This window comes from Pseudomonas sp. DW-iso17, from assembly GCF_058725345.1.
In genome coordinates this window covers 59,662-84,271 of record NZ_JBZXEA010000007.1, presented here as the reverse complement: position 1 = coordinate 84,271, position 24,610 = coordinate 59,662, and the positions used below count along the sequence as shown (strand labels likewise).

Genomic DNA, 24,610 nt, shown 5'->3' with positions numbered 1-24,610 from the left:
AATCACTTAACTTCGCGGAAAAACCCTGTCGGCAACGGCCTGTTGTGTTGATCGCTGCGCTAAAGCGGTTCACGCCCTCTGAAGAAGGGCGAGGCCGGCGGTGCCAATTTAGTGCGCGAAACCCTGGCTTGAACCGCTTTGGTGCTTTTTGCCTTGATGCAGGCCTGCCAACCTCCATGGAAAACTTGCAAAGCGCGGTGGACACCCTCGTCCACAGTTCCAACACCTTGTTCATTCTGATTGGCGCGGTCATGGTGCTGGCCATGCACGCCGGCTTTGCCTTCCTTGAGGTTGGCACGGTGCGCCAGAAGAACCAGGTCAACGCCTTGTCGAAAATCCTCAGTGATTTTGCGATTTCAACGCTGGCCTATTTCTTTATAGGCTATTGGATCTCCTACGGTGTGAGCTTCCTGCAACCGGCCGCCGTGATCAGCGCCGATCATGGCTACGGCCTGGTGAAGTTTTTCTTCCTGCTGACGTTTGCCGCGGCGATTCCGGCGATCATTTCCGGTGGGATTGCCGAGCGTGCCAAGTTTGCGCCGCAGCTGTGTGCCACCGCGTTGATCGTGGCGTTTATCTACCCGTTCTTCGAAGGTCTGGTGTGGAACGGCAACCTTGGCCTGCAAGCCTGGCTGCTCGCAACCTTTGGTGCCAGCTTCCACGACTTTGCCGGTTCCGTGGTGGTTCACGCCATGGGCGGCTGGCTGGCGCTGGCGGCGGTGTTGCTGCTGGGCCCGCGCAATGGGCGTTATCGTGAAGGGCGTCTGGTGGCGTTTGCGCCGTCGAGCATTCCTTTCCTGGCGCTGGGCTCGTGGATTTTGATCGTGGGCTGGTTCGGCTTTAACGTGATGAGCGCCCAAACCCTCAATGGCGTCAGTGGCCTGGTGGCCGTCAATTCGCTGATGGCCATGGTCGGTGGCACCGTGGCTGCCCTGGTAATTGGCCGTAACGATCCTGGGTTTCTGCACAACGGTCCTTTGGCCGGGTTGGTGGCAATCTGCGCCGGTTCCGACCTGATGCACCCGGTGGGCGCGCTGGTCACGGGCGTGGTGGCTGGTGGCTTGTTCGTATGGTGTTTTATCGCTGCCCAGTCGCGCTGGAAGATCGATGACGTGCTGGGCGTGTGGCCATTGCATGGCTTGTGCGGTGTGTGGGGCGGTATTGCCTGCGGTATTTTCGGGCAGGCCGCCCTCGGTGGGCTGGGCGGCGTGAGCCTGATCAGCCAGTTGATCGGCACCGGGTTGGGCGTGGCCGTGGCGTTTGGCGGCGGCTTGCTGGTGTACGGTGTGATCAAGCGTGTGCAAGGGCTGCGCTTGAGCCAGGAGCAGGAGTATTACGGCGCAGACCTGTCGATTCACAAAATCGGCGCGGTCAGTCAGGACTGATCGGCGCGTCTTCGTCAGTGTGTTCCGGTGGGTAGAAACCGTGCAGCAGGCGATAGTGGTTGCGCCGTACTTCGTTCACTCGCGCCTGCACCTGTTGGTCCGGCAGACCCAGCAGGATCAGGGCATGGGAGGCGAGCATCAGGCTCGACTCCAACAGCTCGGGCACCACTTCGCTGGCGCCCGCGGCCTTGAGCTCAGCCAACTGGCTGTCATCGCGGGTGCGCACCAAAATCGGCACGTCAGGGTTGATCTGCCGCGCCTCCTTGAGCACCACCAGCGCGACATCGCTGTTGTCCACCGCGATCACCACCAACCGCGACCGTTCCAGGCCGACGGCGCTGAGCAAAGCGCCACGGCGGCAGTCGCCGTAATGCACGCTGCTGTCCTCGGTGGCGGCTTCCTGCACCCGTTCGGGGTCATCATCCAGGGCGATAAACGCCTGTTGTTCGCGGCGCATAAAGCGCCCGATGGACTGGCCTACCCGGCCATACCCGCAAATCACCACGTGCCTATGCAGTTGGGCGTTGAGCGCGGTGATGTGTTCCAGTTGCACTTGTTGGTTGGGCTTGCGATGCAGGCGCAGGGCGATGGCCGGTGCCGCACGTAACAGCAGTGGTGTCAGCAGCATTGAGCAGAAGGTGGCAGCCAGTAGCAGGCCGTTGAACTCATCGGGAATCAACCGGCTCTGCTGCATCTGCGCCATCAGCGCAAAACAGAATTCGCCGCCCTGGGCCAGTGCCAGGCCGCTGCGCCAGGCCGTTTCGGTGTCGCTGCCACGCCACTTGACCAGCGCCGCGACGACCATGCCTTTGACCAGCATCAACGTGAGCGTCAGGCCGAGGATCAACAGGCTGTGGCTGACGAACAACTGCAGATCGATGAGCATGCCGATGCTGACAAAAAACAGCCCCAGCAGGATGTCGCGAAACGGGCGGATATCGGCTTCGATCTGGTGTCGGTAATGGCTCTCGCCCAGCAGCATGCCGGCCAGGAACGCGCCGAGGGCAGGGGACAGGCCCAGCAGGTGGGTGAGCCAGGCGGTGAGCAAGACAATCACCAGCGCCAGCAACACAAACAGCTCCGCCGAATGAGACGCGGCGACTTCACGGAACAGGCGCGGCAGCAACCAGCGGCTGGCGAACAACAGGCCCACGAACAGCACCACGGTCTTAGCCAGCGTCAACGGCAGCGCCCAGTACCAGGCGTGGTCGCTGCTGCCGGCAAACACCGGCACCAGTGTCAGCAGCAACACCGCCACGACATCCTGGAACAGCAACACGCCTATCGCATTCTGGCCATGACTGCTGAAGATTTCCCCGAGGCTGGTCAATTCCTTGCTGACAATGGCCGTGGACGATAACGCCAGCCCTGCGCCCAGCAATAACGCGATGCCAGGCGCGAGGCCAAAGCTCATCAACAAAGCGCCCAGCAATGCCCCGCACCCCAGCACCTGCAGGCTGCCCAGGCCAAATACCACGCTGCGCAGCGCCAACATTTTCGACAGGGAAAACTCAAGCCCCAGGGAAAACAGCAGGAACACCACGCCCATCTCGGCCAGGTCCGGCAGGTCTTCGTTGTCATTGACCCAGTCCAGCGCGGTGGGCCCCACTGCCAGGCCCACGCACAGGTAGCCCAGCACGGGAGGCAACTGCAGCCGGCGAAACAACGCAATCACCACCAGGGATGAAGCCAGAATAATCAGCAGGTTGGCGAACACAGGCATCTCCGTTGCAGGGTGAGCGGCAAAAAGCCGCGAGAATCGCTGAATCAGTTATAGGCCATGGTGATCTGGGTCAGGCTTTTTGCACCGTAGGAGCGAGCAAGCTCGCTCCTACAAGGGGCTTGTTGGGCTTAGAATGGAGATTCGTTTTGTGACCGAGTCCTTTCATCATGCTTCCTGAATGCCAGCTGTTCGGCACCCTGGGTTGCCATTTGTGTGAGATCGCCGAAGCCGAAGTCATGCCGCTCGTCGAACACGGGCTGTTGGTGGAGTTGGTGGATATCACCGATCCGCAGGACCTGACAGACGTCTACGGCCTGCGGATTCCGGTGCTTCGCCGCACGGACACCGGGGCGGAACTGGACTGGCCGTTCGACACCGAGCAGGTGGTTGCCTTCCTGCGCTGAGCTTTATGCGATGGCGGCTTTTCAAATATTCAGTTACTGTATATTCGTACAGCGATTGAATAGAGGGAACGCCCGTGGTGAATGTTGAACAACTTAAAAGCAGCGTCAATCGCATGTCCGCCGATGTGGTGCGTGACGCGGTGAACGAACTGCGCCTCGATGGCTTGGTCACGGAAGGCAAGACGCCGTTTAACAAAGTGCATTTCAACACCTGCTTCGCGGAAATCGAGGCGCTGTTCCAGCGCGCCGGTTATCACAAGCAGCTGGATGTGGTGGGTTATCAGGGCTTGCTCTACGCGCTGTATGACCCAGGCCGTTGGGAAGCGGTGGACGTGCTGCGCTGGCTCAAGGAATTCACCGAGGCGGCGAGCGCCTCGCCGGTGCTGCGGGCTCAACTGGCCAAGGCCTGAGATAGGCCCTAGGCAATCGCGCGCCATGGGCGATAATGCCCGCCTGTTTTCCAGGCTTTGAGCGTCGGCATGTCCACTTTGGTTTTTTCCCCCTCCCAGCACCAAGCCAGCACCCTGTACTTGCCGCCGGGCTCCTGGGTGACGGTGCTCGACTGCCTGTGCGCACACTTCCCGGCCATTAGCCGCGAACAGTGGCTGGACCGCATTGCCCGCGGCCGGGTGCTGGATGTCAATGGCAACCCGATCAGCCTGGGCCTGGGCTACAAGGAAGGCCTGTGCATCTATTACTTTCGCGAAGTGCTCAACGAGAAAGTGATTCCGGTGCAGGAAAACATCCTGTACGCCGATGAACACCTGGTGGTGGCGGACAAACCGCATTTCCTGCCAGTGACACCCGCTGGCGAGTACGTCGAGCACACCTTGTTGCGACGCTTGATCCGGCGCCTGGACAATCCCGCCCTGGTGCCTCTGCACCGCATCGACCGGCATACGGCGGGGTTGGTGCTGTTCTCCGCCAACCCGCACAGCCGTTCGGCCTATCAGCAATTGTTTCCCACACGGCGTATCGACAAATTCTACGAAGCCATCGCACCGGCCTTGCCGCACCTCAGCTTCCCGTTGGTGCACAAAAGCCGTTTGGTGGATGGCGAGCCTTTCTTTCGCATGCAGGAAGGGCCGGGGGCCAGCAACACCGAGACGGCGGTAGAAGTGCGCGAGAAAAACGCTGATCTATGGCGCTACGGCCTGTTCCCGGTGACCGGTAAGAAGCACCAGTTGCGCGTGCATATGACGGCACTGGGGGCAAGCATCTGTAATGACCCGTTTTACCCCGAAGTAATCAAGGATGCCGAGGACGATTACGCCAAGCCACTTAAGCTGCTGGCCCAGGGCGTGCGCTTTATCGACCCGGTGAGCGGTGAACAACGCAGCTTCCGCAGCCAGATCACCCTGGACTGGTAAACCCCAGGAACAACAAGGCCCGCGCTAGGCGGGCCTTGTGTGCAAGCGTTAAGGCTTACAGGTCTTTAACGGTGCGAACCTGATCTTTGTTGATACGGGTGTGCTTGCCGTCCAGTTGTTCGAATTCGTAGAAGCCCGAATCTTCATCGTATTTCGGGGTGTCGACGGCCTGGATTTCGCGACCGTCATTCAGGGTGATCACTGTTGGCGAGGCGCAACCGGCGAGGGTGGCGAGGCCCAGTGCAAGCATGAGAGCGGCGATGGTCCGTTGAGTCATGAGTTTGTCTCCGAGAGAATACTTTTAAATTGCTGACCTTGTGACGTACGGGACGCCGGCAAAGTTCCTTGTGCAGGGTTCATTCTGACATGCCAGCCCCGGGGTGCAACAGCTCGGGCGTATTAAGATTGGCCAGGCGTGGGTCATCGGCCGGGCATTCCACGGCCACCGCGCCCAGTTGCAGCCAGAGCTTGCGCGGGCTGCGCTCACCCGCTTGCCATGCCTGTTCCACCTGGTTTTTCAGGCTTGTGGGAAGGATGCACAGCAAGGGTTCCCAGCATTCACCCTGGCGCACCATCACCGGTATCTGCGGGTTGCGTCGTGCGGTCGCACGCAGGTCGGCCAGCAGTCGCGCATCGACCTGCGGCACATCGCAAGGCAATATCAGCAGATGCGCATGGCGTGCGGCGAAGAGTCCGGCACGGATACCGGCCAGCGGGCCGGGGAAGTCCGGGTTGTCGTCACTCACCTGCTGGTCGGCATAGGGCGCGTAGCGTTCATGGTTGCGGTTGCACGAGATGATCAGGTCATCGGTGAGCGGCCGGGCCAACTGGTGCAGGTGGGCGATCAAGGGCTGGCCTTGCCATTCCAGCAGCCCTTTGTCCTGGCCGCCCATGCGTTGGCCGCGACCACCGGCGAGCAATAGGATCGAACACGGCAGTGAGGAAAATTCAAACGTCATGGTGGTTGCGCTGCGGCAGGGAAACAGGGGCCTGTGATATAACACCGGGCTGTTCCTTCGACAACCGGACCGTGCCATGAAAGCCAAGGCCGATGCGCCCTTTGTACCCCTGAATATTGCTGTATTGACCGTCAGCGACACCCGCACCCTGGAGACTGACACCTCCGGCCAGGTCTTCGTCGACCGCCTCACCGCCGCCGGCCACCGCCTGGCCGAGCGCGTGCTGCTCAAGGACGACCTCTACAAGATTCGCGCCCAGGTGGCCCACTGGATCGCTGAAGACGTGGTGCAGGTGGTGCTGATTACCGGCGGCACCGGCTTCACCGGTCGCGACAGTACCCCTGAAGCAGTGAGCTGCCTGCTCGACAAGCAGGTCGATGGTTTTGGCGAGCTGTTCCGCCAGATATCCGTGGCCGATATCGGCACCTCCACCGTACAATCGCGCGCCTTGGCGGGGTTGGCCAACGGCACCCTGGTGTGCTGCCTGCCAGGCTCCACCAATGCCGTGCGCACCGGTTGGGACGGCATCCTCGCCGAGCAGTTGGATAACCGTCACCGCCCGTGCAATTTCGTCCCGCATCTGAAGCAGGCAGAACCTTGTGAATCCCGTGGATAAGCCCGGCAAGACCGGCGCCCTGATGCCGGTGGAGGCAGCCCTGCAACGTTTGCTCGACATGGCCGCCGCCGCGCCGATCCGCGAGGAGGAAGTACTGTCCCTGGCTGAGTGTGATGGCCGGGTATTGGCCCAGGATCTGATCTCCACACTCGACCTGCCACCGTGGCCCAACAGTGCCATGGACGGCTACGCCGTGCGCCTGGCGGACTGGACCGGCGAACCCTTGGTGGTGAGCCAGCGGATTTTCGCCGGCACTGCCCCTGAACCCTTGGCGGCCGGCACCTGCGCACGCATCTTTACCGGCGCACCGGTGCCCCAAGGCGCTGACTGCGTGCAAATGCAGGAAAACGCCGTGGTGCATGCCGACCAGCGCGTGAGTTTCACCGAGCCATTGCAGATGGGCGACAACATCCGTCCCCAGGGCCAGGAAACCACGGTCGGCGAGACCGTACTCAGTGCCGGTACCCGCCTGGGCCCTATCGAACTCGGTTTGGCCGCGTCTCTTGGACGTGATCGACTCGAGGTGGTGCGGCGCGTGCGCGTGGCCGTGTTGTCGACCGGCGATGAACTGATCGAGCCAGGGTTGCCGCTCGGCCCTGGGCAGATCTACAACAGCAACCGCCGCGTGCTGTGCAGTTGGCTTGGGCGCATGGGCTGCGAAGTGATTGATGCCGGGATTCTACCGGATGATCTGGAACAGACCCGCGCGCGTCTGGCGGGGCTGGGCAACGTTGACCTGATCCTCTCGACCGGCGGTGTGTCGGTGGGCGAAGCGGACTTCCTTGGCATTGCCTTGCGGGAAGAGGGTGAGCTGGCGCTGTGGAAACTGGCGATCAAACCGGGCAAGCCGCTGACCTTCGGGCATTTTCGTGGCGTGCCGGTGATCGGCCTGCCGGGAAACCCGGCCTCGACCCTGGTGACTTTTGCGCTGCTGGCGCGCCCGTATCTGCTGCGCCGTCAAGGTGTGCTGCAGGTGCAGCCGCTGCGCTTCGAAGTGTCGGCAGGGTTCGTCTGGCCCAAGCCCGGCAACCGCCGCGAGTACCTGCGCGGGCGGATCGAACAGGGCAAGGCGATCATCTACCGCAACCAAAGCTCCGGGGTGCTGCGCAGTGCGGCGTGGGCTGAAGGCTTTGTGGAGGTAGTGGAAGGCACCACGCTGGCCATCGGCGACCGGGTCAACTTCATTCCTTTGAGCGAAGTCCTGAACTGAACACAGATCAAAAATGTGGGAGCAGGCAAGCCAGCTCCCACAGTTGGATGTGTGGGGAGCTCATGAGCAATCAGTAATCGTCACCCTGCTCAGTGACATCCCGCTCTACTGGCCCTGCTTCCGGGTCGTAGCCGGCCGGGAACTTGCCCTTCAACGTCCAGGCAAACGCAATGATCTCGGCAATCGTGCGGTACAACTCTTCCGGAATGCTGTCCCCCAGTTCCATGCGCGCCAGCAGCTTCACCAACTCGGCGTTTTCATAGATCGGTACTTCATTCTCCCGTGCCAATTTGAGGATGGCTTCGGCCAGGGCGTCGTCGCCTTTGGCCGTCAGGGTGGGGGCCTGTTGGCCGTCGTACTTGAGGGCGATGGCCTGGCGGGGTGGGGCGGCGTTTTTCATGCGGTTTCATCCACCCAGCGTTGCTCCAGTCCGGTTTTTGGCCCACGGGGCGGGGTGCCCAGATGGCAATCCAGGTCGCCGACGTTAAGCCCGGATGACACCAGGCGCTCGCGCAGGCTGCCCAAATGGCTTTCGATCAGGCTGGCGGTGAATGGGCGGCTGGCCCACAGCTGGCTGGACAGTTTGCCTTGAGACAACTGCGCCTGAACCTGCAGTGGCCCCAGCGGCTCCATGTCGAAGGCCAGTTCTACGCGCCAGAGCATCTGTTTCGGGTCTTTTTTATCCTTGCGCTCGGGCTGGTCCTTGTCTGGCGCGGGCTCCTCGCGTTGGAACTTGACCTGCAACGGCACAATGTCTTGCAGGGTGCGCATGGGGATCTCCAACTGCCAGGTCGTTTGCAGGCGGCCATCGGCGGTGATGCCGGTCTGTTCCAGGCTCGACAGTTGATGGCTCTGCAAGCGCGAGATCGCCCCGGCGGCCAGGCGTAGCAGGCTTTCCAAGTCGCCTTCACCTTCCAGTTTTGCCATGAGCCGCTCGGGCAGCGGGAAGCCGGCGGGTATCTGCCGGGCGCCGACCTGGCCGAGGGTGTTCAACGGGCTGCGCACGAAGTGCGGCAACACCTGGGCCAGGGTATTGGCGGCGAGGATCGCATTCAGGTTGGTACTGGCAGGCAAGGCGGGCAAAAGGTCTGCGACCAGGCGTAACAGCGCGCCTTTCATGTCCAGCGGTGGGATTTGCGGGTTCTGCCCGGCAAGCAATTTGGCTTCCAGAAAGGCGCCGCTGTTCTGCACCACCTGGGCCAGTATTTTGGGATTGCTGACCTGTGCCAGATCGGGCAACGCCGCCAGCAAGCGCTCGGCGGCGGCCCGCAGCTCGGCCGATGTGCTGTCGCCACGGGGCAGGTTTTGCAAGGCGGTGAACACCGCATCCAGCGAGCCTTGGCGACTTTGCTGAGTGGCAAGTTGCTGCGTCACGGCCAGTTGGTCCTTCAGGCCGCTTAGCGGTACGAAGTTCAGGGTCTGCGCGTTCTGCACCACGGCGCTGAGCAAGCTGCCCACCCTCAGCGGTTGAGGGCTTTCCAGGGTGAGGGTGGCACCGGCCAGGGCGTTATTGAGCACACTCACCAGCGAGCGATAGATCGCCGGTTGCGCCGTGCCCTGGGGCAGCATCTGCGTGGTCAGCACCTTGGCCTGCAATAACGTACCCACCGGTATTTGGTTAGTGTCGAGGCGGGTGAGGGCGGCCACGTTGGCACTCATGGCTTGCTGCAAGGTAATGGCCAGGTTGCCCGCAGGCGTCTGGCTCACCGCCACATTGCTGCCCAGGGGCAAGGGCTGGGCGCTGCTGGCTTGCACCAGCGTCTGGCGACCGCCGGCGAGGGTCAGTTTGAGCAATAACTGAAAGGCCTCGCCGCCTTGTTTAAGCGCGATGACCTCGGCGTTCACGGTTTTCCCCGGGTCGATCAGCCCGGCCTGCGGCTCCAGCAGTTTGAGCAACGCGCCGGCCCCAGGCAGCGGAGTGGGCCCGGGTGCGGAGGTTGGCGGCAGTGGAGGAAGGTTGATCTCGCCGGTCATCGTGCGCATCGTCTCTGGGGAAATTGCCCTCTTTAGAGTAGGACATCGCATGTATAATGCCGTCCGTCTGCAAAGAGAGCGGTAAAAACCTCACAACTATTTGATCCAGCTCTCTAAAATCGGTCGCCAAAGTCGTTATTGTGCATCTCACTATAACGGCCGCTGCACCGCCGACTTGAACCGTAAAGGCCCGCGATCTCTTGACCAGCCCTCTTCTTGAAGCCGTAGCGCTTGCCTGTGAACGCGACCTGCGCCTGCTGTTCGAGCAACTCGACCTGCGGCTTTCGGGGGGCGACATGGTGCAAATCAGTGGCCCCAATGGCAGCGGCAAGACCAGCCTGCTGCGCCTGCTGGCCGGGTTGATGCAGCCGACGGCCGGCGTGGTGCGGCTCAACGGCAAACCGTTGCACGAGCAGCGTAGCGAGCTTGCGCGCAACCTGGTCTGGATCGGCCACGCCGCTGGCATCAAGGACGTACTCACCGCTGAAGAAAACCTCAGTTGGCTCAGCGCCCTGCATCATCCTGCTTCCCGTGACGCCATCTGGCAGGCCCTGGCCGCGGTGGGCCTCAAGGGCTTTGAGGACGTCCCCTGCCACACCCTGTCCGCCGGCCAGCAGCGCCGCGTGGCCCTGGCCCGCTTGTACTTGCCCGGCCCGCCGTTGTGGATTCTCGACGAACCTTTCACGGCCCTCGACAAACAAGGCGTGGCTCAACTCGAAGCACATCTGGCCCAGCACTGCGAGCAAGGTGGCCTGGTGGTGCTCACCACCCACCACACCTTGGCGCGTATGCCCGCTGGCTACCGTGAGCTGGACCTTGGGCGGTGGTCGCTATGAGTGTGTTCGCCCTGTTGGTCGCCCGCGAAGCCCGGCTGTTGTGCCGTCGCCCCGCCGAACTGGCCAACCCGCTGGTGTTCTTTGCCATCGTGATCGCGCTGTTCCCGCTGGCGGTTGGCCCGGAGACTAAACTGTTGCAAACCTTGTCCCCAGGACTGGTGTGGGTCGCCGCACTTTTATCGGTTCTGCTCTCGCTGGACGGGCTGTTTCGCAGTGATTTCGAAGACGGTTCCCTGGAACAGTGGGTCCTTTCGTCGCACCCTTTGCCACTTCTGGTACTGGCCAAGGTGCTGGCACACTGGGTTTTTTCCGGCTTGGCGCTAGTCTTGCTCTCGCCACTGCTTGCCATGATGCTCGGGTTGCCCGTTGAATGCCTGCCGGTGTTGCTCCTGTCCTTGTTACTCGGCACGCCGGTGCTCAGCCTGTTGGGGGCGGTGGGCGCAGCGTTGACCGTCGGCTTGAAACGGGGCGGCCTGTTGCTGGCCCTGTTGATTCTGCCTTTGTATATCCCGGTGTTGATCCTGGGCAGCGGCGCTTTGCAAGCCGCGCTTATGGGGATGCCGGCGACCGGTTACCTCTTGTGGCTGGGTAGCCTGACCGCCCTGGCGGTAACCCTGACACCCTTTGCTATAGCCGCCGGCCTGAAAATCAGCGTCGGTGAATAATGAGGTCTGACCCGGCGTCAATAACGCTGAGTCAGTAAAGACCCTGAGCTTTTCGCCACGACGAAAAGCACCGTGATGGAAACAGCAATGAACTGGACCTGGTTTCACAAGCTCGGCTCGCCCAAATGGTTTTATGGCATCAGCGGCAAGCTGCTGCCGTGGTTGAGTATCGCCGCCATCCTGCTGATCGGCATCGGCCTGGTCTGGGGCCTGGCCTTTGCGCCGCCGGACTATCAGCAAGGCAACAGCTTTCGCATCATCTATATCCACGTGCCTGCCGCGATGCTGGCCCAGTCCTGCTACGTGATGCTGGCGGTGTGCGGCATCGTCGGCCTGGTATGGAAGATGAAGCTGGCCGATGTAGCCCTGCAATGCGCCGCGCCCATCGGTGCGTGGATGACCGCCGTGGCGCTGGTGACCGGTGCGATCTGGGGCAAGCCGACCTGGGGCTCATGGTGGGTGTGGGATGCGCGCCTGACCTCGATGCTGATCCTGCTGTTCCTGTATTTCGGCCTGATTGCCCTGGGCAACGCCATCAGCAACCGTGACAGCGCCGCCAAGGCCTGCGCGGTGCTGGCGATTGTCGGCGTGATCAACATCCCGATCATCAAGTACTCGGTGGAGTGGTGGAACACCCTGCACCAGGGCGCCACCTTCACCCTCACCGAAAAACCGGCGATGCCCGTGGAAATGTGGGCGCCGTTGCTGCTGATGGTGCTGGGTTTCTACTGTTTCTTCGGCGCCGTACTGCTGCTGCGCATGCGCCTTGAAGTGCTCAAGCGTGAAGCCCGTACCAGTTGGGTAAAGGCCGAAGTGCAAAGCTGCCTGGGAGCACGTGGATGAGTTTTGCTTCTTTCAGTGATTTTCTCGCCATGGGCCACCACGGCCTGTATGTCTGGACGGCCTATGGCATCTGCCTGGCGGTGCTGGCCCTCAACGTCGCCGCGCCGATCCTGGCCCGCAAGCGTTACCTGCAACAAGAGGCGCGACGTCTGCGCCGGGAGACCGAAAAGTGAATCCGCTGCGTAGAAAGCGTCTGTTGATCATCCTTGCCATCCTGGCCGGCGTCGGCATTGCCGTGACCCTGGCCCTGAGCGCCCTGCAGCAGAACATCAACCTGTTCTACACGCCCACCCAGATCGCCAATGGCGAGGCACCGGTCGATACGCGCATCCGCGCTGGCGGCATGGTGGAGCAGGGCTCGTTGAAGCGTTCCGGCGATTCGTTGGACGTGACCTTCGTGGTCACCGATTTCAACAAGGCCGTGACCATCACCTATCGGGGCATCCTCCCGGACCTGTTCCGTGAAGGCCAGGGCATTGTCGCCCTGGGCAAGCTCAACGCCGACGGCGTGGTGGTGGCTGACGAAGTGCTGGCCAAGCACGATGAAAAATACATGCCGCCCGAGGTCACCAAAGCCTTGAAAGACAGCGGCCAAACCGCGCCCGCCACCCCAGTCAAGGAGGGCTGAGCCATGACGTCCGCACTGTTTATTCCGGAGCTGGGCCAGTTGGCGATGATCCTCGCGCTGTGCTTTGCCGTGGTCCAGGCCGTGGTGCCCTTGCTCGGTGCCTGGCGCGGCGACCGCCTGTGGATGAGCCTGGCGCAGCCTGCCGCCTGGGGCCAGTTTGCCTTCTTGCTGTTCGCCTTTGGTTGCCTGACCTACGCCTTCATGACCGACGATTTTTCCGTCGCCTACGTCGCCAACAATTCCAACAGCGCTTTGCCCTGGTACTACAAGTTCAGCGCCGTGTGGGGCGCCCACGAAGGTTCATTGCTGTTGTGGGCCTTGATCCTCGGCGGCTGGACCTTCGCTGTATCGGTGTTCTCGCGCCAATTGCCGCAAGTGATGCTGGCGCGGGTGCTGGCGGTGATGGGCATGATCAGCATCGGCTTCCTGCTGTTTTTGATCATGACCTCCAACCCGTTCACCCGCATCCTGCCGCAGATCCCGGTGGACGGTCACGACCTCAACCCGTTGCTGCAGGATATCGGCCTGATCGTGCACCCGCCGATGCTCTACATGGGCTATGTGGGCTTTTCCGTGGCCTTCGCGTTCGCCATCGCCGCCTTGCTGGGCGGGCGTCTCGACGCCGCCTGGGCGCGCTGGTCACGGCCATGGACCATCGTCGCCTGGGCCTTCCTCGGTATCGGTATCACCCTGGGCTCGTGGTGGGCCTATTACGAACTTGGCTGGGGCGGCTGGTGGTTCTGGGACCCGGTGGAAAACGCCTCCTTCATGCCGTGGCTGGTGGGTACCGCGCTGATTCACTCCCTGGCCGTCACCGAAAAGCGTGGCGTGTTCAAGAGCTGGACGGTACTGCTCGCCATCGCGGCGTTTTCCCTCAGCCTGCTCGGCACTTTCCTGGTGCGCTCGGGCGTGCTGACCTCGGTGCATGCGTTTGCCTCAGACCCTGAGCGCGGCGTGTTCATCCTGATCTTCCTGCTGTTTGTGGTCGGCGGTTCCCTGACCCTGTTCGCCCTGCGTGCTCCGGTGGTCAAGAGCCACGTCGGTTTCAACCTGTGGTCGCGGGAGACCCTGTTGCTGGGCAATAACCTGGTACTGGTGGTGGCTGCATCGATGATCCTGCTCGGCACCCTCTACCCGCTGGTACTGGATGCCTTGAGCGGCGCCAAGCTGTCCGTGGGGCCGCCGTACTTCAATGCGTTGTTCATCCCGTTGATGGGCCTGTTGATGGTGGTGATGGCGGTCGGCGTGCTGGTGCGCTGGAAAGACACCCCGGTGAAATGGCTGGCGGGCATGCTGATGCCGGTGCTGCTCGGCAGCGTGGCCCTGGCGGTGATCGCCGGGTTTGCCTACGGCGACTTCAATTGGGCGGTACTCGCCACCTTCCTGCTGGCGGCCTGGGTGTTGCTGGCGGGGGCGCGGGACATCGTCGACAAGACGCGCCACAAAGGCCTGATCAAAGGCCTGCCCACTCTGACCCGCAGCTATTGGGGCATGCAGATCGCCCACATTGGTATTGCGGTGTGCGCCCTTGGGGTGGTGCTGTCCAGCCAGAACAGCGCCGAGCGCGACCTGCGCCTGGCGCCGGGCGAGTCCATGGACCTGGCCGGTTACCACTTCATCTTCGAAGGTGCCAAGCACTTTGAAGGGCCGAACTTCACCTCCGACAAAGGCACGGTGCGCGTGGTGCGCAATGGCAAGGAAATCGCCGTGCTGCACCCGGAGAAACGCCTGTACACCGTGCAAAGTTCGATGATGACCGAGGCTGGCATTGACGCAGGTTTCACCCGTGACCTGTATGTGGCCCTCGGTGAACCTCTGGGCGATGGCGCCTGGGCCGTGCGCGTGCATGTCAAACCGTTCGTGCGCTGGATCTGGTTCGGCGGGTTGCTCACCGGGTTCGGCGGGTTGCTCGCAGCGCTGGACCGGCGCTATCGGGTCAAGGTCAAGAGCCGGGTGCGTGAAGCGCTTGGCCTTTCGGGAGCTGCGGTATGAAGCGTTGGTTGATGGTTGTGCCGCTGGCGATGTTCCTGCTGGTGGCGGTGTTCCTGTATCGCGGGTTGTACCTGGACCCGGCCGAGCTGCCTTCGGCGATGATCGGCAAGCCGTTCCCCGCCTTCAACCTGCCAACGGTGCAGGGTGACAAGACCCTGACCCAGGCAGATTTGCAGGGCAAGCCGGCGCTGGTCAACGTGTGGGCCACCTGGTGCATCTCTTGCCGCGTCGAACACCCGGTGCTGAACAAGCTGGCCGAGAAGGGCGTGGTGATCTACGGCATCAACTACAAGGACGACAATGCGGCGGCCGTGAAGTGGTTGGCGGAATTTCATAACCCGTACCAGCTGGATATCCGCGACGAAGACGGCAACCTGGGGTTGAACCTGGGCGTGTACGGCGCGCCGGAAACCTTCTTCATCGATGCCAAGGGTGTGATTCGTGACAAGTTCGTCGGCGTGATCGACGAAACGGTGTGGCGCGAGCAACTGGCCGCCAAGTACCAGGCCCTGGTCGATGAGGCCAAGCCATGAAGCGTTGGTTGACCGCTGCCGTTTTAACCCTGGGCCTGGCCGGCGTGGCCCACGCCGCCATCGACACCTACGAATTTGCCAACGACGCCGAGCGCGAGCGTTTCCGCGACCTGACCCAGGAACTGCGCTGCCCCAAATGCCAGAACCAGGACATCGCCGACTCCAACGCCCCGATCGCCACCGACCTGCGCAGAGAGATTTTCCGCATGCTGGGGGAGGGCAAGGACGACCAGCAGATCATCGACTTCATGGTCGACCGCTACGGTGATTTCGTACGCTACAAACCGGCACTCACCGGCAAGACCGCGCTGCTGTGGTTTGGCCCGGCCGGGCTGCTGCTGGCCGGCGTGGTGGTGATGGCCGTGATCGTGCGTCGGCGCCGTGTCGCACCGATTGATGGCGCCGATGCGCTGTCCCCTGAAGAGCGTAAACGCCTCGACCAATTGCTGGACACCAAGACTGATGATTGATTTCTGGCTCGCAGCCGGTTTGCTGCTACTGATTGCCCTGAGTTTCCTGTTGATCCCTGTGTTGCGTGGCCGTCGTGCCCAGCGTGAAGAGGATCGCACCGCGTTGAACGTGGCGCTGTACCAGGAACGCGTCGCCGAGCTGCAAGCGCAGCAGGACGAAGGTGTGTTGAATACCGCGCAACTCGACACCGGCCGCGCCGAAGCGGCCCGCGAGTTGCTGGCCGACACCGAAGGTGTGGAAAAACCCCGCGAATCGCGGTTAGGCAAACCGCTGCCGTTTTTGGCGGCGTTTCTGGTGCCTGTGCTGGGCGTGGCGCTGTACCTGCATTATGGGGCGAGCGACAAGGTTGAACTGACCCGTGAGTTTTCCCAACCGCCGGTGTCCATGGCCGACATGACCCGCCGCCTGGAACGCGCCGCCGCCGCGCAACCGGATTCGGCAGAAGGTTTGTACTTCCTTGGGCGCGCCTATATGGCCCAGGACCGTGCCGCCGATGCCGCCAAAGTCTTTGAACGTACGGTTGCGTTGGCCGGGCGCCAACCGGAACTGCTCGGCCAATGGGCCCAGGCGCAGTACTTTGCCGACAACAAACAATGGTCGCCTCAGGTTCAGGCGCTGACCGACGAAGCCTTGAAGCTCGACCCCAAGGAAGTCACCAGCCTTGGCCTGTTGGGTATCGCTGCCTTTGAGGGCCAGCGTTATCAGGAAGCCATCGACTACTGGAACCGCCTGCTCGCGCAACTGCCGCCAGAGGACAATTCCCGTGTCGCCTTGCAAGGCGGAATTGACCGCGCAGCAGAGAAGCTCAAGGAGAGCGGTGGCAGCCTGGCTCAGGCGCCCAAGGCGCTGCTGACCGTGCGGGTGGACGTATCTGCCGAGGTGAAAGCCAAGGCCCTGCCAGGCGACAGCGTGTTCATCTTCGCCCGCGCCGTAAACGGCCCCCCGGCGCCCTTGGCGGCCAAGCGTGTAACCGTCGACGCATTGCCGGTCACCGTCGAACTGGGCGATGCCGACGCGATGATGCCGCAGTTGAAACTGTCCAACTTCCCCGAAGTCCAACTGGTTGCGCGCATATCCCGGGCCGGCCAACCGACCGCTGGCGAATGGATCGGCCGCAGCCAACCGTTGGCCAGCAGCACCACTGCGCTGCAGCAATTGACCATCGACACTCCGGACCAGTAATTCTGAGGACACACCCATGACCGCATTTGCACGCATCACCCTGCTCAGCCTGGTACTGGGCCTGAGCGCCTGTGCGGTCCACCGCCCACCTGCGGCGCCGACCGGCCCGACTATTCCACCGTCTGGCCCCTCGACCCAGCCGAGCACCAAACCATCTGGCCCGGTGACGCCGCCGCCCAAGCCTCTGCCAAGCAAATCGCCGACCTTCGCCCCACCGCCGGGCGCCGCCAGCCACTGGGACGGCAAGATGCAGGTGTACGTGCTGGATGACCAGCCTGACACCTTCTACCGCCAGCGCACCTACTACCGCTGGAGCAACGGCTGGAGCCGGTCCATCAGCCCCAACGGGCCATGGGAAGAAACCAACGTGCAGGGCGTGCCGCCGGGGCTGAGCAAGCAGTACGCGCAATGACAAAAGGCGACCGTGTTCAGGTCGCCTTTTTTATTTCCGATTTGAAATGCTCTCCACTGTGGGAGCGGGCTTGCCTGCGATGACCATAGGTATCTACACAACTTTGTAGATTGTAGCCGCCGTTGCTCGGAACCCTAAGTGGCTGTTACCTCAATAACGGATATGTACTCGGTCTGGATCCAACATATTGGTCGGCTGCCAAGCCGCCTTCGCAGGCAAGCCAGCTCCCACATTTGGATCGCAGCGCTTCAGTTGGCCCAGCGTCGGCTGTCAAGCCGTCACGGGAGCAAGCTCCCTCGCATCGCCCTATAGTTGGGCGGCAGCTTGCCTGACAGCCGACACCTGACCAATTGTGGGAGCTGGCTTGCCTGCGATGACGGCCTGCCAGCCGATACCTATCTACCTGACGCCCCGCAATCCAAGTGTGGGAGCGGGCTTGCTCGCGAAGGCGGCCTGACAGTCGATCGGGATGTTGGATCTAACCCGGCGTCCTGTCGGGTTACCCCCGCACTCAAGATGTACTTGGTTCGTCCGCCCGCACCCACTTCACACCGGCGCAGTCTCCTGGCCTTTCAATGTGCGCCTGGCGATGACAATGGCCAGCACTGCCAAGCTGAAGGTGGCCCAGGCCATCAGTTGAGTCCCTCCTACAAATGCCTGTATAGCGTTGCCCATGACTTCACTGGCCTGGTCGTGCGCCAGGGTGGCCGAGATTGCGTGGCGCCTGCCAAGGTTTCGCTTGCCAGTTGCATTTGCATAGGGCTCAAGAAGTCCGGTAGGTGCAGCGTGCCACGGTAGTACGCCGTCACCAGGCCACCGAGCACGGTGGTGCCGAGTACTACGCCGACTTCATAGGCCGTCTCGCTGATGGCTGACGCGGCGCCGGCTTTGTTGGCTGGGGCGGCCGACAGGATCACGTCGTTAGAGACGGTAGCAATGGCGCCGACGCCAATGTTCAACAAGGCAAACGCAACCACGATCACCGTCAAACTGCTACCGAGGCTGGCCACCAGCAAAAACGCGCCGGCAGTGAAGGCCAGCAGGATGGGAATCAGGACATTGACCGAGACGCGCTGGGCGACCGGGACGATCAGGATCCCCACCACAATCGCCATGAGCTGGCCCGGTATCAACGCCAGGCTGGCGTTCAAGGGCGACATGCCCAGGACGATTTGCAGCAACTGAGTGGCAAAGAACACGAAGCCGATCATGAAGGCCAGGCTCATCAGGTTAATGGTCACCGAGCCGCTGAACGTCTTGTTGCGAAACAGGCTCAGGTCCATCAAGGGGGTAGGGAGGCGCAACTGACGGCGTACGAATTGCCAGCCGCTCACGATTGCAACGGCCAATACCGCCAGTGCCCAGGCGTCCGGCCCTTCACTGGCGACATGCTTGATGCTGTACACCAGCGCACTGAGGGCGACCATCGAGAGCGCAATGCTGATGACATCCATCGGCCCCGACGCGTCCGGCTCGGACTCAGGCAGCAGCCAGAGGCCGAGGATCAACAGAGGCACCAGCACCGGTACGGCCAGGAGAAAAATCGACCCCCAACTGAAGAACTCCAGCAATATGCCGCCGACCAACGGCCCAAGCGCAGAACCGACGGTCAAGGTGGTTGCCCAGATCGCCACGGCCAGGCGACGCTCTTCCCGGTCCTCGAACACTGAGCGAATCAGCGCCAGCGTTGACGGCATCAACATCGCCCCGAAAACCCCCATGCATGCGCGTCCCACGACCAGCTGCGTGGCGGTGCTGGAATAAGCGGTCATCACCGACACCAGGGTAAACCCCAGTGAGCCGATCAGCAGGAGTTTGCGATGGCCTTTGCGATCCCCCAGGCTACCCATGGAAATGAGCAATCCTGCCAGCATGGGCGGCGGCATGACCTCCGCCACGATGTCCAGGTCTACCGAAGATTGGGCCAAGGCCATGCCGAAGCCGAGAATGGCTGCATGGGGCAATGCCTGACACAGGGCCATCAATTCATTCGGCACATGCACACTCCCTGAACGGCACGCGCCTACTACAATTACGTCGAACGCTATGTTCTAGATTCTTGTTTAAACTGTCAGCTGTAGGATGAAAAACATTCCCATGTAGGAACGTGCTGAGCTTTCTATAGATTGTGAGTAGGGGCGACCATTGAGCATTTGTTTCATGTTGTATCGTTGTTACAAATTTACATACTCACTCCAATAAGCCCGGAAAGCCTGGTGCACGTGCCGAGCGTGGTGCGCGGTGGGTCACACTCGGGTAATGTGGCCGCCGCCGGCCTGCAAGGGCAGGTTGGCTGGAAATACTTTCCAGCCCTGACGATGGCTTGACGCGCCGAATGCTGACACCGGGGCGCCGGTACAGGTCTGGAGACAAGCGAAGAGGGTGTTTTGATGGCGGGCAGGTTGATCTATCTCATCGGGCCATCGGGGTCGGGCAAGGACAGCCTGCTGGACGCCGCGCGCCCACGCCTGGTCGAGCGTGGGTGTCGCCTGGTGCGGCGGGTAATCACACGGTCAGCGGAGGCGGTGGGCGAAGCGGCGCAAGGCGTGAGCCCCGAGCAGTTTGCGGCGATGGAGGCCGAGGGTGCATTTGCCTTGAGCTGGCAGGCTAATGGCTTGTCCTACGGCATCTCCAAGGACATCGACGATTGGCTGGCCGCCGGCGACGATGTTTTGGTCAACGGCTCCCGTGCCCACCTGGCGCAGACCCGCGAGCGTTATCCGACCTTGCTGGTATTGCTGCTGACGGTGGACCAAGCGGTGTTGCGCCAACGTCTGATTGCGCGTGGGCGGGAGTCGTTGGCGGATATCGAGCAACGCCTGGCGCGCAATGCGCGGTTCACTGCCGAATTGATCGCAGGTCACGGCGCGGGTTTGTTCGTGTTGGATAATTCCGGCCCATTGGCGCACACCGTTGAACGCTTGCTGTGCTGCCTGGACCACCGGCATTGCGTATGAGCCTGACCCAAGTCCCGGTAGGTTAGGACAACCCCGTCATGTAGTGCCTGATGAGGCCAGGTCTCAGATAAAACCCTGGCACTGAGCTTATTTTTTTCTGATGTGTTTGAGTGGGTTGCTGAATGTTTGAAGTTTAACTGTCGACCCGATTAAATTAACGCTTTGCGCGTTTTTACGTCTGTAGTATCAGGGTTTTAGCGTGATTGATAAGGGGCGGCTGTGCTGCGCTGAATAAACTGTGTGCGGATTTTTTGCGGTCGTGTTTATAGGGTTTTCTTGCAAAGAATTAGCGATGGTGAAGGCGTTTTCAATATGGGAGCTTTATCGGGCTGACTACGGAACAGTCGGCATCGATAACTCCTGTACATGGACGATTCATTTCACTGTTCAGAGTAGTAAAGTGCCATGCATATCCCAGTTAGACAGTCTTTCCAGTCGCATCCCCCTGAGACATTGAACTCCAATTTTTCACCTGATGAGAAGCAAGTTATTCGTTGGGCCAATAATAAAAAATCTTTCACCACGGACCAGGCGGCGAAACATATTACGCGCAGTAATGCGAAGTTTAAGGACAGTAATAGAGATGGAAAAGTTGTGGTGGGGTTTAACTTTTCCGGGGGGTTCAATGCGGCGCAGAAAGAGCGAGCCAGGCAAGCCCTTCAATACTGGGCGGATATCGCCAATATCGAATTTGTTGAAAATGGCTCAAACACCGATGGCAAGATCACTATCAAGGGGACTGGCGGATCGGGAGGCTGGGCAACCTTTCCGTTCGGTCAGCATGCAAAAGTCCAGGCCAATATAGGCACTTCGGGTGGGCAGAACCCGACCATGGGCAGCCACTTTCTGGGTTTGTTGATCCATGAACTGGGGCATACCCTGGGGCTCAGTCATCCAGGTGAATACAATGGCCAAGGCTTCAACTACGAGCGCAGTGCCGAATATGCACAGGACACCAAGGCACGCAGTGTCATGAGCTATTGGGCCGAGACCCATCAACCGGGGCACAAGTTTGCCGGCCGCAGCCCGGCGGCACCGATGATGGACGATGTCGCGGCAGCACAGCGGCTCTATGGCGCCAATACGAAGACCCGCAATACCGACACTACCTATGGCTTCAATTCCAATGCCGGTCGCGAGGTCTACAGCCTCAAGCAGGGGAGTGACAAGCCGATTTTTACCGTCTGGGATGGCGGCGGTAACGATACGCTCGATTTATCCGGGTTTACCCAGAACCAAACCATCAACCTCAAGGCTGAGGCGTTTTCGGACGTGGGAGGCTTGCGCGGGAACGTATCGATTGCCAAGGGCGTCATTGTCGAAAATGCCATCGGCGGTGCCGGCAACGATACCTTGACGGGAAACGAGGGCAACAATCGCCTTACGGGCGGCAAGGGTGCCGATAAGTTGCACGGCGGTGCAGGGGCAGACACGTTTGTGTATCACCGCATCGGCGATTCGACACCGCAGAACCCAGACGTTATTCAGGACTTCCAAAGCGGGCTCGACAAGATCGACCTCACCGGCGTTCTCCAGGAGGCAGGGATCAAGTCGTTGAATTTCGTTGATAAATTCGGCACAAAAGCGGGAGATGCCGTGCTCGGTCATGACTCGAAGACTGGCCGTTCCACTTTGGCTGTGGATACAACGGGGAACGGCACGGCGGATCTGATGATCGCCAGCCAAAGCCAGATCAAGCAGACGGATGTGATCTGGAACGGTGAGGCGCCGACTGTCACACCGACGCCTGGGCCCACTGTTGTCCCTGTATCGGAACCCGTTCCGAGTCCCGTTCCCAGTCCCATTTCGGAGCCGACTGACTCCAAGCCTGATCCCAAGCCTGACCCTGACCCACAGCCAGAGCCGAGGCCAAGCCCCGGCCCGGCGCCCCGGCCGGGGAGAAGGTTTATCCAGAAAGTTTTTTCATCGTTCAAGGGGTTTGTAAATAAGGTGCGGTCGATATTCCGGTGAGTCCGGTGGCTATTGGCTAGTCCCTTGATCAGCCCAGAGCATGCCATCGCAGCGTCTGACCAACAACACGCGTACCTTTCACCGCCTTGAGCTTGCAGCTTTTCCTGACGGTGATTGCCTGGGAATGCCAGCCCCTGCAACCCAACGATTGCGCTTGCACCTTTGTGCCGTAGCGCCGCTCTCCCGGTTACCTCTGTCCAGGCTTGAACGCGCGCATCACCGCGTTCAAGCCTGCCTGCCGTACGTTTTCTCCCTTCAGCCGTGTCCTTTGCAGCGGGCTATCAGCGCTCGGTGATCGTTCTGCTTCGTCGCTTCATAGGGCGCCTGCAAGGCTCTGCTCAACCGTCGAACACTCCCGTTGAGGCACACACTGGCCGTATTGCAGTGCGTTTTTCATGTTTCAGTTTTGGAGCGTCAGCCGGATCGGTTGTTGCAGTACATTCAATGACCGTCCTCGGCCAGACTAAAGCCGTTGTATGAGCACCGCAGGTTTTTTCTTTCAATACGAACTCTGCTATTCGTCTGTGCATTGGGTTGTTGTGTAGGACGGGTTAAAAGTTGCCAGTCGGGTATAGGTTTTTGGGCGATTGGGGTGTTGTCTGATTGTGAATAACGCTTTGCAATAAAAATTATGTAAAGTGTGTTTGTGAGGTTTAATGTTCATGCAAAACAAAGAGTTATCATGTTTGCGGTTAAAGTGCTATCTGTTCTGGGGTTTCGGAAGTTTTCAAGTATAAGATTAAGGTGTTTTTAAATTTTAGAGTGTGTCGAGTTGAATTATTTCACCGCTGGTGTACGGCAAGGGAGTGTGCGAATTTAACGCTGTGCCGATAACTACTGCTGCTCTTGGTGGGCGGGAATCGGTATCTCGAACGTGCTGATGTTACAGCCTCGAGTCTGATTTTTATGAGGACGTTGGTTTATGAGAGTGCCAGGACCATCCACACCTAATATTGTTATACCCAAGGAACCAGCTCTTAATAGCAGTATCAGCCCAGAAAGCCCTGCCGGGGCCTATACACTCAATAGTAAAAAGCCGGTGTTTACTACGGAACAGGCGGGAAAACACATCACCCGCAACGGTTTCAAGGTTCATGATAATAATGGTGACGGCAAAATTACCTTGTCCGTTCGCGTCTCCAAGGGCTTTACCCCGCAGCAGGCAGAGCAGGTCAGGCAGGCACTGCAATCCTGGCAGGATGTCGCTAACGTTACATTTACTGAAAAACCGCAACATTCAGACGGTCATGTTGATATCAGTGAAATGCCCGGAACACCGGGGGGAGTGGCCTCACTGCCTGATAAGTTCATGACTCGAACCTTCGTAAATATTGGAACGGCGAATGCGGGGGCGAACCCTCCACTGGGTCATTATTTTCGCGGGGTGCTTATCCATGAAATAGGTCATTCAATCGGCCTGGAACACCCGGGGCGTTATGATGGTTTTGGTAACTATGGGCGTGACGCAGTCTATGCAGGGGATACTCGAGCGCGTTCGGTGATGAGTTACTATTCAGAAAAAAACCAGCCAGGCCACGACTTCAAATTGTTGAACCCTTCTGCGCCGATGATGGATGACATCTCGGCTGTCCAGAAACTGTATGGGCCGAATACCAATACGCGCAATACCGATACAACCTATGGGTTTAATTCCAATACGAACCGTGAAGCGCTTAGTTTGAAGTCGCCAAATGACAACCCTGTTTTTTGTGTGTGGGATGGTGGTGGGAAAGACACGTTGGATTTCTCTGGGTATTCACAGCCTCAGAAAATCAATCTCAATGCCGAGTCTTTTTCGGATGTCGGTGCGTTGAAGGGTAATGTCTCCATAGCCAAGGGCGTCACACTGGAAAACGCGGTGGGCGGCAAGGGAGATGACGCTCTCATAGGTAACCAGGTCGCCAATCGTCTCAAAGGGGGCGGTGGAGCAGACCGGTTGTCAGGGGGAGGGGGGGCAGACACTTTTGTCTATGACCATGCCAATGATTCCACGCCGGATAACCCCGATGTAATTCTGGATTTTGAAAGTGGTGCAGACAAAATTGACGTCTCCGGGGCTTTGAAAAGGGCCAATCTCAGTGCGCTTAAATTCGTTGATCGCTTAACGGGTCAACCCGGCCAGGCTGTGATGAGTTACAGCGAGGGCAGTAATGAGGGAAGTCTGGCCCTGGACCTGACGGGCAACGGCAAGGCTGACCTGTTCGTAAAAAGCATCGGCCGGATAAACGCGGGTGATGTCGTGGCACACGGCGATACCCCTACGCCAAACCCTGAACCGAAAGACCCCAAGCCTGCGCCGCGGCCTCAATTCGACGAACCCAAAACCAAGCCTGAGCCCAAACCGAAGGAGCCAAAGCCTGAGGAGCCCAGGCCAAGTCCAGACCGCTGTGAGCCGAAGCCACAGCCAGACCCTTGTGAGCCGAAGCCAAGTCCAGACCGCTGTGAGCCGAAGCCACAGCCAGACCCTTGTGAGCCGAAG

Annotated in this window: 25 protein-coding genes and 1 pseudogene; 20 read left to right on the top strand and 6 right to left on the bottom strand. The window is 60.4% G+C overall.

Features of this window, described 5'->3' with window-relative positions; genetic code table 11:
• Positions 1-176 precede the first annotated feature (176 nt).
• Complete coding sequence (locus AC4PS6_RS06110; RefSeq protein ID WP_014717690.1) at positions 177-1,385, top strand: ammonium transporter; 1,209 nt, start codon at positions 177-179, stop codon at positions 1,383-1,385.
• Here the strand turns inward: AC4PS6_RS06110 and AC4PS6_RS06105 are convergent.
• On the bottom strand, positions 1,372-3,102 hold the full coding sequence (locus tag AC4PS6_RS06105; RefSeq protein ID WP_336827069.1) for a cation:proton antiporter: 1,731 nt from the start codon (positions 3,100-3,102) through the stop codon (positions 1,372-1,374). The genes AC4PS6_RS06110 and AC4PS6_RS06105 overlap by 14 nt on opposite strands.
• A 173-nt stretch (positions 3,103-3,275) precedes the next feature.
• Between AC4PS6_RS06105 and AC4PS6_RS06100 the strand changes: the two genes are divergently transcribed.
• The 3 genes from AC4PS6_RS06100 (at position 3,276) to AC4PS6_RS06090 (ending at position 4,882) form a co-directional block, all read left to right on the top strand.
• Positions 3,276-3,512: a glutaredoxin family protein gene (locus tag AC4PS6_RS06100; RefSeq protein ID WP_014717692.1), complete on the top strand. Its 237-nt coding sequence runs from the start codon at positions 3,276-3,278 to the stop codon at positions 3,510-3,512.
• Positions 3,513-3,586: 74 nt separating this feature from the next.
• Positions 3,587-3,922 (top strand): hypothetical protein, encoded by a 336-nt coding sequence (locus AC4PS6_RS06095; protein ID WP_003189932.1) that lies wholly within the window; start codon positions 3,587-3,589, stop codon positions 3,920-3,922.
• Positions 3,923-3,991: 69 nt separating this feature from the next.
• The gene (locus tag AC4PS6_RS06090; protein ID WP_336827070.1) at positions 3,992-4,882 is read left to right on the top strand and encodes a pseudouridine synthase; all 891 of its coding nucleotides are present in this window, start codon (positions 3,992-3,994) and stop codon (positions 4,880-4,882) included.
• 55 nt (positions 4,883-4,937) lie between these two features.
• Here AC4PS6_RS06090 and AC4PS6_RS06085 read toward each other — a convergent pair whose 3' ends face one another.
• Both AC4PS6_RS06085 and mobA read right to left on the bottom strand, forming a co-directional pair.
• Positions 4,938-5,159: a YgdI/YgdR family lipoprotein gene (locus tag AC4PS6_RS06085; RefSeq protein WP_003189935.1), complete on the bottom strand. Its 222-nt coding sequence runs from the start codon at positions 5,157-5,159 to the stop codon at positions 4,938-4,940.
• A 79-nt stretch (positions 5,160-5,238) separates the two neighbouring features.
• Positions 5,239-5,841, bottom strand: coding sequence for a molybdenum cofactor guanylyltransferase MobA (gene mobA / locus AC4PS6_RS06080; RefSeq protein WP_014717695.1), 603 nt, complete (start codon positions 5,839-5,841; stop codon positions 5,239-5,241).
• Between the two features lie 76 nt (positions 5,842-5,917).
• On the opposite strand from mobA, the gene moaB reads away from it, so the two are divergent.
• Positions 5,918-6,457 carry a molybdenum cofactor biosynthesis protein B gene (gene moaB, locus AC4PS6_RS06075; protein ID WP_014717696.1) on the top strand — a complete coding sequence of 180 codons (540 nt, stop codon included), beginning with the start codon at positions 5,918-5,920 and terminating at the stop codon, positions 6,455-6,457.
• Positions 6,441-7,667: a molybdopterin molybdotransferase MoeA gene (locus AC4PS6_RS06070; RefSeq protein WP_032874106.1), complete on the top strand. Its 1,227-nt coding sequence runs from the start codon at positions 6,441-6,443 to the stop codon at positions 7,665-7,667. Before moaB ends, AC4PS6_RS06070 begins: the two co-directional genes overlap by 17 nt.
• A gap of 70 nt (positions 7,668-7,737) precedes the next feature.
• On the opposite strand, the gene AC4PS6_RS06065 is transcribed toward AC4PS6_RS06070, so the two are convergent.
• Together AC4PS6_RS06065 and fliK are read right to left on the bottom strand one after the other, a co-directional pair.
• Complete coding sequence (locus AC4PS6_RS06065; protein ID WP_014717698.1) at positions 7,738-8,067, bottom strand: EscU/YscU/HrcU family type III secretion system export apparatus switch protein; 330 nt, start codon at positions 8,065-8,067, stop codon at positions 7,738-7,740.
• On the bottom strand, positions 8,064-9,641 hold the full coding sequence (fliK, locus tag AC4PS6_RS06060; protein WP_014717699.1) for a flagellar hook-length control protein FliK: 1,578 nt from the start codon (positions 9,639-9,641) through the stop codon (positions 8,064-8,066). The genes AC4PS6_RS06065 and fliK overlap by 4 nt, the downstream gene beginning before the upstream one ends.
• 200 nt (positions 9,642-9,841) lie before the next feature.
• On the opposite strand from fliK, the gene ccmA reads away from it, so the two are divergent.
• From ccmA to AC4PS6_RS06010, 10 genes are all read left to right on the top strand, one after another.
• Positions 9,842-10,477: a cytochrome c biogenesis heme-transporting ATPase CcmA gene (ccmA, locus tag AC4PS6_RS06055; RefSeq protein WP_014717700.1), complete on the top strand. Its 636-nt coding sequence runs from the start codon at positions 9,842-9,844 to the stop codon at positions 10,475-10,477.
• Positions 10,474-11,142: a heme exporter protein CcmB gene (gene ccmB / locus AC4PS6_RS06050; protein WP_014717701.1), complete on the top strand. Its 669-nt coding sequence runs from the start codon at positions 10,474-10,476 to the stop codon at positions 11,140-11,142. Before ccmA ends, ccmB begins: the two co-directional genes overlap by 4 nt.
• A gap of 87 nt (positions 11,143-11,229) precedes the next feature.
• Positions 11,230-11,985: a heme ABC transporter permease gene (locus AC4PS6_RS06045; RefSeq protein ID WP_014717702.1), complete on the top strand. Its 756-nt coding sequence runs from the start codon at positions 11,230-11,232 to the stop codon at positions 11,983-11,985.
• Entirely contained in the window at positions 11,982-12,158 is a 177-nt protein-coding gene (ccmD, locus tag AC4PS6_RS06040) for a heme exporter protein CcmD (protein WP_003172771.1), read from the top strand. Before AC4PS6_RS06045 ends, ccmD begins: the two co-directional genes overlap by 4 nt.
• Complete coding sequence (gene ccmE / locus AC4PS6_RS06035) at positions 12,155-12,613, top strand: cytochrome c maturation protein CcmE (RefSeq protein ID WP_014717703.1); 459 nt, start codon at positions 12,155-12,157, stop codon at positions 12,611-12,613. The genes ccmD and ccmE overlap by 4 nt, the downstream gene beginning before the upstream one ends.
• Positions 12,614-12,616: 3 nt before the next feature.
• A complete protein-coding gene (locus AC4PS6_RS06030; protein ID WP_014717704.1) occupies positions 12,617-14,605 on the top strand; it encodes a heme lyase CcmF/NrfE family subunit in 1,989 nt (662 codons plus the stop codon).
• Entirely contained in the window at positions 14,602-15,138 is a 537-nt protein-coding gene (locus AC4PS6_RS06025) for a DsbE family thiol:disulfide interchange protein (RefSeq protein WP_014717705.1), read from the top strand. Before AC4PS6_RS06030 ends, AC4PS6_RS06025 begins: the two co-directional genes overlap by 4 nt.
• Positions 15,135-15,608, top strand: a complete 474-nt coding sequence (locus tag AC4PS6_RS06020) for a cytochrome c-type biogenesis protein (protein WP_019820370.1) — start codon at positions 15,135-15,137, stop codon at positions 15,606-15,608. The genes AC4PS6_RS06025 and AC4PS6_RS06020 overlap by 4 nt, the downstream gene beginning before the upstream one ends.
• Complete coding sequence (ccmI, locus tag AC4PS6_RS06015) at positions 15,601-16,791, top strand: c-type cytochrome biogenesis protein CcmI (RefSeq protein ID WP_019820372.1); 1,191 nt, start codon at positions 15,601-15,603, stop codon at positions 16,789-16,791. Before AC4PS6_RS06020 ends, ccmI begins: the two co-directional genes overlap by 8 nt.
• 16 nt (positions 16,792-16,807) lie before the next feature.
• Positions 16,808-17,203: a hypothetical protein gene (locus AC4PS6_RS06010; RefSeq protein ID WP_005786516.1), complete on the top strand. Its 396-nt coding sequence runs from the start codon at positions 16,808-16,810 to the stop codon at positions 17,201-17,203.
• 647 nt (positions 17,204-17,850) lie between these two features.
• Here AC4PS6_RS06010 and AC4PS6_RS06005 read toward each other — a convergent pair.
• Positions 17,851-19,200: an MFS transporter gene (locus AC4PS6_RS06005; RefSeq protein WP_336827071.1), complete on the bottom strand. Its 1,350-nt coding sequence runs from the start codon at positions 19,198-19,200 to the stop codon at positions 17,851-17,853.
• A 216-nt stretch (positions 19,201-19,416) separates the two neighbouring features.
• Between AC4PS6_RS06005 and AC4PS6_RS06000 the strand changes: the two are divergent.
• From AC4PS6_RS06000 to AC4PS6_RS05985, 4 genes and pseudogenes are all read left to right on the top strand, one after another.
• Positions 19,417-19,514 (top strand): annotated as a pseudogene (locus tag AC4PS6_RS06000) (hypothetical protein); the annotation flags it as partial.
• 79 nt (positions 19,515-19,593) lie between these two features.
• Entirely contained in the window at positions 19,594-20,160 is a 567-nt protein-coding gene (gene phnN / locus AC4PS6_RS05995) for a phosphonate metabolism protein/1,5-bisphosphokinase (PRPP-forming) PhnN (protein ID WP_014717708.1), read from the top strand.
• 405 nt (positions 20,161-20,565) lie between these two features.
• Complete coding sequence (locus AC4PS6_RS05990) at positions 20,566-22,131, top strand: M57 family metalloprotease (RefSeq protein ID WP_336827072.1); 1,566 nt, start codon at positions 20,566-20,568, stop codon at positions 22,129-22,131.
• 922 nt (positions 22,132-23,053) lie between these two features.
• Positions 23,054-24,610, top strand: a 1,557-nt coding sequence (locus tag AC4PS6_RS05985; RefSeq protein ID WP_492180752.1) for a M10 family metallopeptidase C-terminal domain-containing protein, incomplete at its 3' end; no start/stop codon positions are given.

Excerpts from the sequence above, each read along its gene's own strand:
- AC4PS6_RS06025 (WP_014717705.1), top strand. The coding sequence starts at position 14,602 with ATGAAGCGTTGGTTGATGGTTGTGCCGCTGGCGATGTTCCTGCTGGTG.
- moaB (WP_014717696.1), top strand. The coding sequence starts at position 5,918 with ATGAAAGCCAAGGCCGATGCGCCCTTTGTACCCCTGAATATTGCTGTA.
- AC4PS6_RS06085 (WP_003189935.1), bottom strand. The coding sequence starts at position 5,159 with ATGACTCAACGGACCATCGCCGCTCTCATGCTTGCACTGGGCCTCGCC.
- AC4PS6_RS06090 (WP_336827070.1), top strand. The coding sequence starts at position 3,992 with ATGTCCACTTTGGTTTTTTCCCCCTCCCAGCACCAAGCCAGCACCCTG.
- mobA (WP_014717695.1), bottom strand. The coding sequence starts at position 5,841 with ATGACGTTTGAATTTTCCTCACTGCCGTGTTCGATCCTATTGCTCGCC.
- fliK (WP_014717699.1), bottom strand. The coding sequence starts at position 9,641 with ATGACCGGCGAGATCAACCTTCCTCCACTGCCGCCAACCTCCGCACCC.
- AC4PS6_RS06110 (WP_014717690.1), top strand. The coding sequence starts at position 177 with ATGGAAAACTTGCAAAGCGCGGTGGACACCCTCGTCCACAGTTCCAAC.
- AC4PS6_RS06010 (WP_005786516.1), top strand. The coding sequence starts at position 16,808 with ATGACCGCATTTGCACGCATCACCCTGCTCAGCCTGGTACTGGGCCTG.
- AC4PS6_RS06065 (WP_014717698.1), bottom strand. The coding sequence starts at position 8,067 with ATGAAAAACGCCGCCCCACCCCGCCAGGCCATCGCCCTCAAGTACGAC.
- ccmD (WP_003172771.1), top strand. The coding sequence starts at position 11,982 with ATGAGTTTTGCTTCTTTCAGTGATTTTCTCGCCATGGGCCACCACGGC.
- AC4PS6_RS06030 (WP_014717704.1), top strand. The coding sequence starts at position 12,617 with ATGACGTCCGCACTGTTTATTCCGGAGCTGGGCCAGTTGGCGATGATC.
- ccmB (WP_014717701.1), top strand. The coding sequence starts at position 10,474 with ATGAGTGTGTTCGCCCTGTTGGTCGCCCGCGAAGCCCGGCTGTTGTGC.
- AC4PS6_RS05990 (WP_336827072.1), top strand. The coding sequence starts at position 20,566 with ATGCATATCCCAGTTAGACAGTCTTTCCAGTCGCATCCCCCTGAGACA.
- ccmI (WP_019820372.1), top strand. The coding sequence starts at position 15,601 with ATGATTGATTTCTGGCTCGCAGCCGGTTTGCTGCTACTGATTGCCCTG.
- phnN (WP_014717708.1), top strand. The coding sequence starts at position 19,594 with ATGGCGGGCAGGTTGATCTATCTCATCGGGCCATCGGGGTCGGGCAAG.
- AC4PS6_RS06100 (WP_014717692.1), top strand. The coding sequence starts at position 3,276 with ATGCTTCCTGAATGCCAGCTGTTCGGCACCCTGGGTTGCCATTTGTGT.
- AC4PS6_RS06020 (WP_019820370.1), top strand. The coding sequence starts at position 15,135 with ATGAAGCGTTGGTTGACCGCTGCCGTTTTAACCCTGGGCCTGGCCGGC.
- AC4PS6_RS06045 (WP_014717702.1), top strand. The coding sequence starts at position 11,230 with ATGAACTGGACCTGGTTTCACAAGCTCGGCTCGCCCAAATGGTTTTAT.